The sequence below is a fragment of the Nonomuraea helvata genome, assembly GCF_039535785.1.
Taxonomy (GTDB): Bacteria; Actinomycetota; Actinomycetes; order Streptosporangiales; family Streptosporangiaceae; genus Nonomuraea; species Nonomuraea helvata.
This window is the reverse complement of record NZ_BAAAXV010000005.1, coordinates 113,389-127,254: the sequence shown is the minus strand read 5'-3', so window position 1 is coordinate 127,254 and position 13,866 is coordinate 113,389. Positions and strand designations below refer to the sequence as shown.

The following is a 13,866-nucleotide window of genomic DNA, read 5'->3' as shown; positions in this document are numbered from 1 at the left end:
GGGAGGGCTACGGCAGCAAGGAGCGGACGCGGGAGACGGCCTCGTCGAGGCGCTCCGGGGGGACCGGGGTCGCGAGGTCGACGGTGATGTGGCCGTTCCTGGCCTCCCAGACGCCCGCGACCCGCCCCTCGTGCACGACCACGGGGGAGATCCACCCCGCCTGGCGGCTCACCTTGGGCTTGAGCGGCGGCGGGATGAGCGGGGCGAGTGAGCGCGGCGCGCCCAGGATGTACTGGTCGAAGCCCGGCAGCAGGTGGACCTCGGCCGAGGCTCCGGTGCCGGCCAGGTCGTCGAGGTGCTCGGTCAGCGCCGACAGAGTCTGGCCGTCGTCCGTCTCCACCTCGGTCAGCTCGGGCGCGAGCTCACGGAACCAGCCCTTCAGCACCGCCTTCTTCGCCACGCCGCCGAACAGCCACGTGTCGAACATCTCCGGCGTCGCCGGCCCGTGCGCGCCCAGGAACGCCCGGGCCACCCGCACCCCGGCCTCCTCGTACGGGGGAAGCGCGGCCGGCCATCCCGGCAGCCAGGCGCGCGGGGCGGTGAAGGTCACTCTGCCGTCGCGCGGCGGGCCGTAGCACAGCTCGCCGAGGCGGCTCAGTGGCTTGAGCAGGGCGCCCCAGCCGGACGAGAGCGCCTCCCTGAGGTGAGCGTCCCCCGTCACCGCCACCACGGCATCGACGAGCTCTTCCCTGGTCAGCGCCCGCACGCCCCCGTCGCTCAGCACTCGCACGCCCCCGTCGCTCAGCGCGCGGGGCACGGCGTCGACGATCGCGGCGATCTCGTCGGCCGTGACCCCGTGGCCGCGCTGCCACGAGCCCTTCTCCCAGAACCGCAGCGTGCTCAGGGCCGCGCAGTAGTCGGCCAGCGTGTCGGAGGGGACGAGGTGGAGGGTGCCCCGCATGATCCACGTCTTGATCAGTGTGCGGTCACCCCACAGAGCCCTGTCGATCTCGTCGTGATCGGGCGTGGCCCGCCTGACCGCCACCGCGAGCTGGGCCGAGGAGGCGACCTGGGCCTGGACGCCGCAGAGCCGCCGCGCGACCGCCACGGCGTCCGGCGCGTCGCCCTCGCTCACGAACTGTCTGCGCAGGCGCCACGCGAGGATCTGGGACCAGGTCACCTTCGTTGCCACGCGTACACTTCTACACCCCGCCACCGACAGACCGGCGCGTCCGGAGCCAGGTGGTCAGCCGGTGAAGCCAATGTCCTCGTAGCGGGTGTCGTAGAAGCCGCGCGCCCCCACGTTGGCCAGCGTCTGCCGGGTGGCCACGTTCTGCGGGCGCTGGTAGAGGGGCAGCACGTTGACCGCCTGCCAGATCAGCTCATCCGCCCGGTTCGTCAACGTACGGGCCCGGGCCGGGTCCAGGGTCTGCGCGGCCCGGCTCATGGCCTGGTCGATGGCGGCCGAGCCGGTGCGGCCGAAGTTGGCGTTCCACGTCTTGCCGTCGGGGGAGTTCGCGTAGATCCCGTAACTGCTGGAAACGGGGAACGGCGTGCCGATGTACGCGAAGGGCGTGATGTCGAAGTTGCCGGGGATGACGTACTTGGTGAAGAAGTCGTCGCTGGGCACGGCCTTGATGGTCAGCTTCACGCCGATCTGCGCCAGCATGGTCTGCGCCAGCTCGCCCTCCTGCTTGCTCACCTGCACCCCCGAGGGCACCACGAACCGCAGGTCGAGTGGCTTGCCGTTCTTCTGCCTGACCGCGCCGTTCAGCTTCCACCCGGCGGCGTCCAGGAGCTGCCGGGCGCGAGCGGGATCGTACACGCCGAGCTTGCCGGCGTTGTCCTGGTAGCCCTCCTGGGTGTTCATGAAGAAGTGGTTGTTCAGCAGGGTGATCGGCCAGTCCAGGCCCTGGAGGTCCGACTGGGCGATGGCCTGGCGGTTGATGCCGAGCTGGATGGCCTGGCGTACGTTCTGGTCCTTGAGCAGGTCGCTGGAGCCGTTGAAGGTGAAATGCCGGAAATCGGGCCCGGCGGCCTGGCGCACCTGCGCGCCCGGCGTGCCCTTGGCCCGCGCGTAGTCGGGAGCCGACGGCCCCACGTCGATGATGTCGAGCTCCCCGTTGCTGAACGCCCCGATCAGCGAGTCCTGCTCCGAAGCCCGATAGATGATCTTGTCGAGCTTGGCCCGGTTGCCCCACCAGGAGTCGTCCCGCAGGAGCGTGATCGTCTTGGCCGTCTGGTCGAACCCGCCGAACTTGAACGGCCCCGCCGTCACCGGGATCTTGTTCAGCCAGGCGTTGTCGAAGGCCTCGGGCGTCTGGTTGGTGGCGGCCGGCAGCAGCGGCCCGAACAGCGACTGCCAGTCCCCGAACGGCTTGTCGAACGTCACCACCACCTCATAGTCGTCCTTGCCCCGCTCCACCTTCTCGATGTCCTGGTAGCCGGTGGGCGAGGCGATGTGGAACGCGGGGTTCCGTCCGTTCAGCGCGTGCCACTGCGCCTGGTAGTCGGCCCAGGTGATCGGCTTGCCGTCGGACCACTTGGCCTTGGGGTTCAGCCGGTACGTGATCACCTGCTTGGGCTGCTGCCGGGTGATCTCGGCGTCGAGCACATAGTCATGGTTGACCGAGATCTCCGCCTTCTCATTGGACAGGAACGGCGAGGGCAACAGCGCGTTGCTGACCGAGGCGGCCACGGCGAGGTTGCCGTCCACATGGTTCCTGTTCCACTGCGCGGGGAACTCGTTGATCCCCCACCGCAGGGTCCCGCCGTCCTTGACCTTGTCACGCGGCTGCAGGTTGATGTCGAAGGCCTTGATCGTACGCTCGTCCCCGCCGCTCGCCCGGCCGCCGGGGCCGCCCGCCCGCTCCCCGCCGCAGCCCGCCAGCAACAGCGAGCCGGTCACTGCGACGGCCACGACACGACGTGATGCTTTCATCGAGCGAATTCCTCCTGGTATGCGCGAGGTCTATACGACTTCGCGCCTCTCGGCGTAATGGCAGGCCGCCCCCTGGTCCTCGCCCAGCGGGCGTACCTCGGGCTCGACGTCCACGCAGAGCCGCCGCTCCTCGTCGGTGAGCTGGGCGCGGAACTTCGGGCACCTGGTGCGGAACCTGCAGCCCGTCGGAGGGTTGGCCGGGCTGGGCAGGTCGCCCTCGAGCAGGATCCGCTCCCGCGCGCGCTCGCGTACCGGATCGGGCAGCGGGATCGCCGACAGCAGAGCCTGCGTGTACGGGTGCGCCGGGCCGTCGAAGACGGCGTCCACCTGGCCGATCTCGGCGATCCTGCCCAGGTACATCACCGCCACCCGGTCGGCGATGTAGCGCACCACGGCCAGGTCGTGCGCCACGAACAGATAGGACAGCCCCAGCCGGGCCTTGAGTGAGCCGAGCAGGTTGATCACCCCGGCCTGGATCGACACGTCCAATGCCGAGACCGGCTCGTCGAGGACCAGCAGCTTGGGCTCCAGCGCCAGCGCCCTGGCGATGCCGATGCGCTGCCGCTGGCCGCCGGAGAAGTCCTGCGGGTAACGGGCGGCGTGTGAGGGGTCCATCCCGACCAGCGCGAGCAACTGGCCGATCCGCCGCCCCGGTCGCCGGTGTCCGTGCGTGCGCAGCGGCTCGGCCAGGATGTCGTGCACCGTCATGCGCGGGTCGAGCGAGGCCAGCGGATCCTGGAAGACCACCTGCATGTCGCGCCTGATCGCCCTGCGCTCGGAGCCGCCGAGCCGCGCGGTGTCGCGCCCGAGCACGACGATGCGGCCGCTCTGGGGCTGCGCCAGCTCCAGGATCTGCGTCAGCGTGGTCGTCTTGCCGCTGCCCGACTCGCCGACCAGGCCCAGCGTCTCGCCGTGCCGCAGGTCGAAGCTGACACCCGCCACGGCGTGCACGGTGCCCACCCTGCGCTTGAACACCGCCCCTTTGAGCAGCGGATATTCCTTGACCAGGTCGCTGATCTCCAGCACCGTACGCTCCTCGCGCACCTGCGGCCCCGGCTCCGCGTGGACGGGCTCAAGCACCCGTGGGCGCACCTCGGACCAGCGGATGCAGGCCGCCCGGTGCCCGGCCCCCACCTCGAACAGCGGCGGCTCCCCCTCGTCGCACGCGTCGATCTTCATCGGGCAGCGCGGCGCGAACGGGCACCCCGGCGGCAGCGCCCGCGGAGTGGGCGGGTTGCCCTCGATGGGCGCCAGCGGCTGCCGCCCGCCCCGGTCCACGCGCGGGATCGAGCCGAGCAGCCCCACCGTGTACGGCATCCGCATCCCGTAGAAGATGTCGTCGACGTCGCCCACCTCGACGGGCCGCCCGGCGTACATGACCAGCACCCGGTCGGCGAACCCCGCCACCACCCCGAGATCATGCGTGATCATGATGATCGCGGCGCCCGTCTTGCGCTGCGCCCGCTTCAGCACCTCCAGCACCTGCGCCTGGATGGTCACGTCGAGCGCCGTGGTCGGCTCGTCACAGATGATCACATCGGGGTCGTTGGCGATGGCCATCGCGATCACCACGCGCTGCCGCATGCCGCCGGAGAACTCGTGCGGGAAGGCCAGCGCCCGCTCGGCCGGATGCGGGATGCCCACGAGTTCGAGCAGCTCGACGGCCTTGACCATGGCCGTCTCCTTGCTCACCCGCTGGTGCACGCGCACTGCCTCGGCGATCTGGTCGCCCACCCGGTAGACGGGGGTCAGCGCGGACAGCGGGTCCTGGAACACCATCGAGATGGACTTGCCGCGGAAGGACGTCAACTCCCGGTCCGGGGTCCCGATCAGCTCCCTGCCGTGCAGCCGCACGGACCCGGTGACGTGCGCGCCCGGCGGCAGCAGCCCCATGACGGCCGCCGAGGTGACCGACTTGCCGGAGCCCGACTCGCCGACGATGCCGAGGACCTCACCCGGTCGTACGTCGAGGCTCACCCCGCGCACGGCGGGGACGCCGTCGAAGGACACGTACAGGTCGCTGACCTCGAGGACCGGACTCACCGCCGCGCCTTCCGTGCGGCCGAGGGGTCGAACGCGTCACGCAGCGCGTCGCCGACCAGGTTGACCGCGAGCACGGTGACTACCAGCAGCCCCGCCACGAACCAGAACGTCCACGGCGCGTAGACGGCCGTCCTGGACCCGTCGGCGATGAGCGTCCCGAACGACACGTCGGGCGGCTGGATGCCGAACCCGAAGTAGGAGAGCGAGGTCTCGGTGAGGATGGCGCTGCTGACGTTGAGCGTGGCGTCCACGATGAGCAGGGACGACAGGTTGGGGAGCACGTGACGGAAGATGATCCGTACGGGGGAGACGCCCATGTAGCGGGCGGCCTGGATGAACTCCCGCTCCTTCACCGAGATCGTCATCCCCCTGACGATCTTCGAGGTGACCATCCACAGGAACAGCGCCAGCATGATCACGAACAGCGGCCACTGCCCGGCGCCGAACAGCGGCGACATGATGGCCAGGATCAGGAAGCCGGGCAGCACGAGCAGCAGGTCCGTGATCCAGCTCAGCGCCCGGTCCGTCCACCCCAGGAAGTAGCCGCCGAACGCCCCGACCATGGCTGCCAGCGCCGTGGAGACCAGGGCCGCGAGCAGCCCCACGACCAGGGACTTCTGCATGCCGCGCAGCGTCACCGCGTACACGTCTGCCCCGGTTTGGAGCGTTCCGAACCAGTGGGTGGCCGACGGCGGCTGCATGAACGCGGTGAAGTCCTTGTCGGTGTACGTCCACCTGCTGAACAGCGGCCCGGCGAAGGCCAGCAGGAACATCAGCGCCAGCACCGCGAACCCGATCAGGCCCTGCGTGGAGCGGAAGAAGCGCGCGGAGACCACCCGCACCCTGGACGGCGCCCGGGCCAGGGCGCCGCCGGACAGCTCCTCGGCCAGCTCCTCGTCGGAAAGCGTCATCACGCCCGCACCCTCGGGTCGAGCGCGGCCTGCAGCAGGTCGGAGGCGAGCGAGGCACAGAGCACGGCGACCGCCGCCAGCAGGGAGATGGCCGCGACGGTGTTGACGTCGTTGCTGAAGATGGAGTTGATCAGTTGCTCACCGAGCCCGTGCCAGCCGAAGATCTTCTCGGTGAACGTGGCCCCCATCAGCAGCGCCGCGAACGTGAACGCGAAATACGTCGCCACCGGGATGAGCGCGGTCCGCAGCGCGTGCTTGATGAGCGCCTGGCGTCTGGTCAGCCCCTTGGCCCTGGCCGTGCGGACGAAGTCGGCGCCGAGCACGTCGAGCATCATGTTGCGCTGGTAGCGGCTGAAGACCGCGACGAGGCCCAGCGACAGCGAGATCGTCGGCAGGATCAGGTGCTGCAGCCGGTCGAGCAGCTGTCTCCAGAACCCGGCTTCGAGCCCGATGCTGTATTCGCCGCTCACCATGAAGACCAGGGTCCTGAAGACGTGCTCGTTGGCCCAGGAGCCGGCCAGGATCAGTGTGTTGGCCAGCACGACGACCGGCACGGCGAGCAGCACGAAGCACAGGGCCGTGGAGAGGCGGTCGAACCACCCGTACTGCCTGACCGCCGCGAAGGCGCCCAGCAGCACCCCGAACAGGCTCCCGAACACCATCCCGAGCATGACCAGCCGGAACGTCACGCCCATGCGCCGCTTGAGATCGTCGTTGACGGGAGCGCCCCCGACGGACCTGCCGAAGTCGCCGTGCAGCACCCCGCCCGCCCATGTGGCGTAACGCTGCAGCAGCGGCGTCTTGTCGTTGAGGTTGAGCGCCGTGAGCTGCGCGTCCACGACGGCGGGCGGAGGCTTGGGCGTGCGCTGCGCGTAGTTGGAACGCGGATCGAGGGCCGTGGCCGCCAGAAGGTAGGCGAGGCTGGCGGCCACAACGACCAGCACGACGTAGTTGAGCAGCCTGCGGGCCAAGAACCCCGCCATCGCTCCCCCTCCGCCGTGCACCGCACATCGGCCTGGTCACCGCCGACGTCGCTCACTCTACGACATCGCCCCGTCACTGTGGGGGAACATGGACCGGGACTCCGCCTTCGCCCCCGCGGGCGAAGGCGAGTGGCCTCAGCGCCCGGAGAGCTCGTCGACCGCGGTGCGCACGTCCTCGCTCGTGATCGTCGTCAGGTCGGCCGAGCTGGCGGACCCGCCGCGCGACGCGTGGGCGGCCAGCCGCACGTCGCGGCGCATGGCGGCGCGCTCGAACAGCGACCTGGCGAAGCGGCCGTTGCCGAGGCCGTCGATCAGCCGCTCCTCGCACACCCAGGCGAACACCTCGTCAAGGTCGCGCAGCGCCTCGTCGTCGAAGGTGTCGCCGGCCTTCTCCGCCAGCAGCACCGCGATCTCGGACAGCTCGCGGGGCGAGTAGCTGGGGAAGGCCACGCGCTGGTTGAACCGGCTGGCCAGGCCCGGGTTGGTGGTCAGGAACGCGTCCATCTCGCGCTCGTAGCCGGCCAGCACGATCACGAGGCGGTCGCGGTCGTCCTCGGCCCGCTTGAGCAATGTCTGCACGGCCTCGGCGCCGAACGCGTCACCGCCCTGGTAGCCGGGGTTGACCAGGCTGTAGGCCTCGTCGATGAAGAGCACGCCGCCGAGCGCCCTGTCGACCAGCTCGTTGGTCTTGATCGCGGTCGAGCCGAGGTGCTGCCCGACCAGGTCGGCCCGGTGCGCCTCGACCACGTCGGGCCTGGCCAGCAGGCCGAGCGCGGCGAAGATGCGGCCCACGACCCTGGCGACCGTGGTCTTGCCGGTGCCGGGCGGGCCGACGAACACGAAGTGCCGCATCTGCGGCGGCGTGGGCAGCCCGCGCTCCTGCCGCATCCGCGCCACCTGGAGCTGGGCCGCGATGGCGTGCACCTGCCGCTTGACCGGCGCCAGGCCCGCCATCCTGTCGAGGTCGGCCAGCGCCTCCTCCAGCGTGGGCGTGGCGACGTAGCCGCGGAAGCGCGCGGTCAGCTCGTCGAACGCCTTGGTCACGTCGGGCGTCGTGGTGGTCACCAGGTCCTGTGTGGTCGGGGTGCCGCCCGCGCCCACCACGCGCACGTCGCGGGCCTGCGCGGCGGCCTCGACCAGGCTGCGCGCGAACCTGGCGTTGCCCAGCTCGTCGACCAGGCCGCGCCGGTGCACGTCCTCGAACAGGCCGAGCAGCACCCGCCTGGTCTCGGCGTCCATCGTGTCGCCCCTGCGCCGCTGGAGCAGCTCGGTGACCTCGACCAGCTCGGCGGGGGAGTAGCCGGGGAAGCGCACCCGGGTGGCGAACCTGCTGGCCAGGCCGGGATTGCTGGACAGGAACGTGCTCATCTCCTGCTCGTAGCCGGCCAGGATGATGATCAGCCGCTCGCGGTCGTCCTCGGCCCGCTTGAGCAGCGTCTGCACGGCCTCGGCGCCGAACCTGTCGGGCTGCCCGTCGGAGGAGTTGACCAGCCCGTACGCCTCGTCGATGAAGAGCACGCCGCCGAGCGCCCTGTCGACCAGCTCGTTGGTCTTGATCGCGGTCGCGCCCAGGAACTCGCCCACCAGGTCGGCCCGCTGCGCCTCGACCACGTAGGGGGTCTCCAGCAGGCCGAACGCGTAGAAGATCTTGGCCAGCGCGCGCGCCACGCTGGTCTTGCCGGTGCCGGGCGGGCCGGCGAACACGAAGTGCCTGGTGGGCCGCTCGGTGGTGTAGCCGGCCTCGGCACGCAGCCTGGACGCCTCGATGGAGGCGGCGATCGAGCGCACCTGCTCCTTGACGGGGGCGAGGCCGACCATGCTCTCGAGCTCGCCGAGCGCCTCCTCGACGGAGATCTGCGGCGGAGCGCCCGTCTTGTCCTGCGGTGACTCGAGCCTGCCCTCGCGCACCCTGACCCGGACCTGCTGCTCCTCGGCCGCGGCGCGCTCCGCCTTGACCTTGCGGGCCAGCAGGAAGCGGTAGACCAGCACCGCGGCGGCCACGGCGTACGCCACCCAGACCGCCACGCTCGCGGTGACGAAGGAGAACGGCACGGCCAGGACGGCGGCGGGCGCGAGCGCCAGCAGCGTGGTGGCCCACGGCGCCACCCAGCGGATGAGGTGGGCGCCCGCGGCGACGGGCAGGGCCAGCGCCACCATCAGGTGCACCGCGTTGGAGCCGGAGGGGAACAGGTCGAGCCCGGAGAAGATGAGCAGCGCCAGGGGGATCCAGCCCGCCACCACCAGGACGGTGGCCGCCGCGCGGGGGAAGCGCATGGTCAGCGCGACGAACGCGAGCAGCAGCAGGACGACGGGGAACGTCGTGAGCAGATTCCACCCGAGTGCCGCGCCCACGCCCATGGTGGCGACCAGCGCGACCACGTAGAGCACCCGGCGCACGGCCGGGGGAATCTGGTAATAACGCAGCCGAACCTTCTCGAACAGATCCCGCGCCGCGACCCGCCCCGCGGTCTGGGCCCTGCCGGACTCCTGCATCACGCCTCCCCGGTCCGCCCCCGGTTATACCGCACCGGACCGACGATTGGGCGCTCCTGACACGCTAGGCGGAGGTCACGAAAGCGGCGATCAACCGCCCGAGTTCGGCGCCCGCGTCCTCCTGCAGGAAGTGGCCGGCGCCGCGGAGCACGGGATGCCGCAGGCCCGACGTGCCGGAGATCGATCTGAGCAGGACGGGCGCCATGCCCCCGGTGATCGGGTCTCCGTCGGAGAACGCCACCAGGAACGGCCGGTCGAGCGTCCTGAGAACCTGCCAGGCAGCGCGGTTGGCGGGCGCGGCCGGATCGTCGGGCGTGATCGGGACGAGGCCCGGCATGGCCTGTGGACCCGCTTTGTACGACTCGTCCGGGAACGGCGCGTCGTACGCCGCGCGCACCTCCTGGGACAGCTCCGTCTTGCAGCCCGCCTGGACCAGCCTGGCGATGTCCAGCACCGGGGCATTGCGCACGGCGTCCCTGAACCGGTGCCACACCTCGGGCATGGGAGTGTCACCCGTGGGCAAGCCCGTGTTGGCCGCCACGATCCTGGCGATGCGGCCGGGATGCTCGGCGGCGATCCGCAGCCCGATCAGGCCGCCCCAGTCCTGGCCGACCACGGTGATGCGGCCTAAGTTGAGCGCGTCCATCAGCAGCGCGCGGGTCCACTCGACGTGCCTGGCGTAGGTGTGCTCGGCGGGATCGACCGGCTTGTCCGAGCGGCCGAACCCGACCAGGTCCACCGCCATCGCGCGCAGCCCGGCCGCGGCCAGCTCGCGCATGACGTGCCGGTAGAGGAACGACCAGGTCGGCTCGCCGTGCAGAAGGACGACGGGCTCGCCGTCGGCGGGGCCGGCCTCGACGTACGCCATGCGCAGGCCGTCGCCGACCTCGGCGTAGCGGGGCTCGTAGGGGAAGTCGGGAAGGTCCGCGAAGCGCTCCTCCGGCGTGCGCAACGTACGCATAGAACAAGATTCTAGCTAGCGTCGCTGGTGCCGGCCGGGGAACTCCCCGACGAGCACCTCTTTGGGAGTGACGCGCAGGACGTCCGAGTCGGCCATGGCGATCCCGCGCACCTCGACCCAGAACCGCCGCTGCAGCGGGTCCGCCGCGAACACCGCCACCCGGGGATCGGTCTCGATGGCGTCCCACGCCTCCGTCTCCGTGATCACCCGCAGCTCGCCCGACGAGGTGACGGACGCGACCGCGCCCGCGACCCTGGGGCCGAGGGAGTCGCCGAAGGAGAGCACGATGCTGCGGGCGTACGAGAAGGTCTGGCGCACCTCCGCGTCCAGCGGGACGGAGGGCTCGGCGCCCACGGGCAGGTCGCACATGATCAGGGACGCCCGCCACGGGCCCGGCCCGCCCCGCCACCAGGCGCGGGCGGCCCTCGCGGCGAACACGGCCAGTGCCGCGCCCATCGCGCCCAGCCCGGCCCGCCACGCCCACGCCGCGGCAGGCTCGATCCGCCAGGCCTCCAGCAGGCCGCCCGCCGCGCAGGCGGCGGCGGACAGGACGACGAGCGCGACGGCGACCGGCAGCCACCGGTCGTCGCGGTGGCGGGCACGCAGGTAGCCGCGGATCATCGGGTACGGCACCGCGACCGCCGCGACGGCCGCTCTCGGCTCCACGGCCAGGGCTCCGCCCACCAAGGGGACCAGCACGGACCAGGTCCGGCCGAGGACGATCCAGAGCATCACGCCGACGTTCCTCTTCGCGCTCCGCTCCGCCTGCGCCTGGACCTGATCCGTCAGGACGCGCTCCGTCTCGGCCAACGCCGGCAGCGGGCGGCCCCGCCACGCCTCCGCCAGCGCCCGTACGGCCGCCAGCGCCGGCCAGCCCAGCACCACGATGCCCGCCAGCCCCGCCCACACCGGATCGAACGCGGACGGCACGGACGGCATCGCGCCCAGCAGCAGCCAGGCGGCGAACGCGAGCACCGACACCGCGCTCGACACGAGCGCCGCGCCGAGCCAGGGGTCCCTGCAGAGCATCGCGGGCACGTACGACCAGAGGCCCACCCGCCGCGCCTGCCTGACCGTCAGCGGCGCCAGCAGCATGAGCACCGCGAATCCGCCGAGCACGGCGCGGGAGCCCCAGTCGAGGAAGAGCGCCGCCCCGGCGATCGCGAGCGTGGCGACGGCGACCAGGAGGCGGGCCTGGCGGGACCAGACCTCCAGGGCCCGCCTGGCCCTGCCCGTGTCACGCGGGTCGACGGGCCAGGCGGGATCGTGGTGCGGGCGCGGCCGGTCCCAGCGCAGCAGGGCGAGGCCGAGGTTCACGCGGGCCTGGGGGTGTCCTGGGTCGATGACGAGCGCGGCCCGGTACGCCTGCTCGGCGCCGGTGTGGTCGCCGCGCAGCAGGGCCAGGTCGCCCCGCATGACCTCGGGGTCCGGCTCCTCCGGCGCGAACTTCCCGGCGAGCGTGGCGTGCTCCACCGCCTCCCGCCAGCGGCCGGGGACGCGGCGCAGGACCGCGGCCAGGCGCAGCCGGGCCGGCCAGGAGCCGCGGGCCAGCTCCACGGCCTGCTCGGCGGCCGGTGCCGCGTCGGCGTCGCGGCCCAGCCGTTCGTGGGCGAGGCTGATGAGCCGGTACGCCCATTCGGCGCCCGGATCCAGGTCGGCCGCGCGGCGGGCGGCGTCGAGCGCGGACTCCGGACGGCCGGCGGTCAGCTGGGCCAGAGACTCGTCACACCATTCGCGTGAGGACCTGTTGGAAATATCGTCATTTCTGCCACTTGCGTCGGTCCCCACAGGTCCATGATCGGTTGGCAGGCCAATGTTGGATAGATGCCGACATATGGCTGTATCTCTCTAGAGAGGTTCCGGTCAGGGGTGGATCGTCCGATACCGCTATGACGCACGCCTGACATACCCTAAGCTGCGACGCAAGCCGGAGCGGTGGGAGTCGAGGCTGAGCAGCTCGGGAGGAGCGAGCGTCGAGCCGGGACTTCCCGCACCACCGACCAAGAGCACGTGCGGGCCCTGTCAACGGATCGGCCCCGCAAGGAGCCCCATGACCGTCACACAGGCCGCACCTTTCATACGGACTGCCGATCAGGAGCACCGGGACCGCCGCTGGTCCATTCTCGTGCTGCTCTGCGTGAGCCTGTTGCTGATCACCGTTGATGCCACGGTGCTGCACATCGCGGTGCCCGCACTCACGGCCGCGCTCGAGCCCTCCGCGGTGGAGCTGCTGTGGATCATCGACACCTACTCCCTGGTGGTCGCGCCACTGCTGATCATGTTCGGCACGCTCGGCGACCGGTACGGGCGCAAACGGCTGGTCCTCGGTGGCTACGTGCTGTTCGGTCTGGCCTCGGCCGGGGCCGCGTTCGCCCCGACGCCGCTGACCCTCATTCTCGCCAGGGCGCTGCTCGGCGTGGGCGGCGCGATGATCATGCCGGCCACGCTCTCGCTGATCCGCCAGGTGTTCACCGACAGACGCGAGCGGGCCATCGCCCTGGGCGTCTGGAGCGCGGTCGCGGCGGCCGGAGCGGCGGTCGGCCCGCTCATCGGCGGCGTGCTCGTCGGCATCTGGTGGGGCGCCGTCTTCCTGATCAACGTGCCGATCCTCCTGGCGCTGCTGCCCGCCGCCGTACGCCTGCTCCCTGAGTCGCCCGTGCGCAAGGACCGCCCGTGGGACGGCGTGAGCGCGGTGCTGTCGGTCTTCGGCATCCTGGCGCTGGCGTTCGGGCTGAAGGAGGCGGGCGCGGGCAACCTGATGCCGCTGTGGGCGTCGGTGCTCGTGTTCCTCGGCGGGCTCGCCCTGCTGGGCCTGTTCGTCCGCCGGCAGCTGCGGTTGCGCGCGCCGCTGCTGGAGGTGGGGCTCTTCAGGCGGCGCGAATTCACGACCGGGGTGGCGGGCGTGCTGCTCGGCGTGTTCTCCCTCGTGGGCCTGCAGCTCATGCTCGCTCAATACCTGCAGCTCGTGCTCGGCGACAGTCCGCTGCACGCGGCCGTCAGGATGCTGCCGCTGGTGATCTCGGCCATCTCCGGCGGGCTCGCCGCCGCCCACATCCTGCCGCGGATCGGCATGCGGGCCACGATGAGCGGCGGGCTCGGGCTCGTCGCCCTCTCCCTGGCCCCCACCCTGAGCTGGGGGGTCGAGGCCCACCCCGTGACGCTGGCGATCTGTTTCGTGGGCATCGGGTTCGGGGTGCAGGTGGCGCTGCTCGCGGCCTCCGACACGATCATGTCGTCGGCGTCGGAGTCCCAGGCGGGCGGGGCCGCGGCCATCGAGGAGACCGCGTACGAGCTGGGCGCCGGTCTGGGCGTGGCCGTGCTCGGCACCATCACCACGATCGTGTACGCCCCCGGCCTGCCCTCCGTGCCCGGCGTGTCCCCGAGCGGCATGGACCAGGCCAGGCAGTCGCTCGCGGGGGCCGCGCACGTCGCCCACGAGGTCGGTGGCAGCGCGGGCGGCGCGCTCATGGACGCCGCCCGGTGGGCCTTCGTGAACGCCCTGCACACGACCGTGATCGTCAGCGTCGTCCTGCTCAGCCTGACCGCCGTCGCGGTGGCCATGCTGCTCAGCCGTGATTGAGGTGTGTCATGTCC

General features: G+C 71.5%; 9 protein-coding genes. 1 reads left to right on the top strand and 8 read right to left on the bottom strand.

Going from position 1 to position 13,866, the window contains the following annotated elements:
* Positions 1-7 precede the first annotated feature (7 nt).
* The 8 genes from ABD830_RS19910 to ABD830_RS19875 form a co-directional block, all read right to left on the bottom strand.
* On the bottom strand, positions 8-1,132 hold the full coding sequence (locus tag ABD830_RS19910) for a winged helix DNA-binding domain-containing protein (RefSeq protein ID WP_344989206.1): 1,125 nt from the start codon (positions 1,130-1,132) through the stop codon (positions 8-10).
* Positions 1,133-1,186: 54 nt separating this feature from the next.
* Positions 1,187-2,881 carry an ABC transporter family substrate-binding protein gene (locus ABD830_RS19905; protein WP_344989203.1) on the bottom strand — a complete coding sequence of 565 codons (1,695 nt, stop codon included), beginning with the start codon at positions 2,879-2,881 and terminating at the stop codon, positions 1,187-1,189.
* Positions 2,882-2,911: 30 nt separating this feature from the next.
* Positions 2,912-4,924, bottom strand: a complete 2,013-nt coding sequence (locus ABD830_RS19900) for a dipeptide ABC transporter ATP-binding protein (protein ID WP_344989200.1) — start codon at positions 4,922-4,924, stop codon at positions 2,912-2,914.
* Entirely contained in the window at positions 4,921-5,835 is a 915-nt protein-coding gene (locus ABD830_RS19895; RefSeq protein ID WP_344992926.1) for an ABC transporter permease, read from the bottom strand. The genes ABD830_RS19900 and ABD830_RS19895 overlap by 4 nt, the downstream gene beginning before the upstream one ends.
* On the bottom strand, positions 5,835-6,818 hold the full coding sequence (locus tag ABD830_RS19890) for an ABC transporter permease (RefSeq protein ID WP_344989197.1): 984 nt from the start codon (positions 6,816-6,818) through the stop codon (positions 5,835-5,837). The genes ABD830_RS19895 and ABD830_RS19890 overlap by 1 nt, the downstream gene beginning before the upstream one ends.
* Before the next feature lie 135 nt (positions 6,819-6,953).
* Positions 6,954-9,311, bottom strand: a complete 2,358-nt coding sequence (locus ABD830_RS19885) for an AAA family ATPase (protein WP_344989194.1) — start codon at positions 9,309-9,311, stop codon at positions 6,954-6,956.
* 64 nt (positions 9,312-9,375) lie between these two features.
* Positions 9,376-10,272: a haloalkane dehalogenase gene (locus ABD830_RS19880; protein ID WP_344989190.1), complete on the bottom strand. Its 897-nt coding sequence runs from the start codon at positions 10,270-10,272 to the stop codon at positions 9,376-9,378.
* A gap of 15 nt (positions 10,273-10,287) precedes the next feature.
* Positions 10,288-12,060: a CHAT domain-containing protein gene (locus tag ABD830_RS19875; protein WP_344989187.1), complete on the bottom strand. Its 1,773-nt coding sequence runs from the start codon at positions 12,058-12,060 to the stop codon at positions 10,288-10,290.
* A gap of 262 nt (positions 12,061-12,322) precedes the next feature.
* On the opposite strand from ABD830_RS19875, the gene ABD830_RS19870 reads away from it, so the two are divergent.
* Positions 12,323-13,852 carry an MFS transporter gene (locus ABD830_RS19870; RefSeq protein ID WP_344989184.1) on the top strand — a complete coding sequence of 510 codons (1,530 nt, stop codon included), beginning with the start codon at positions 12,323-12,325 and terminating at the stop codon, positions 13,850-13,852.
* Positions 13,853-13,866 lie beyond the last annotated feature (14 nt).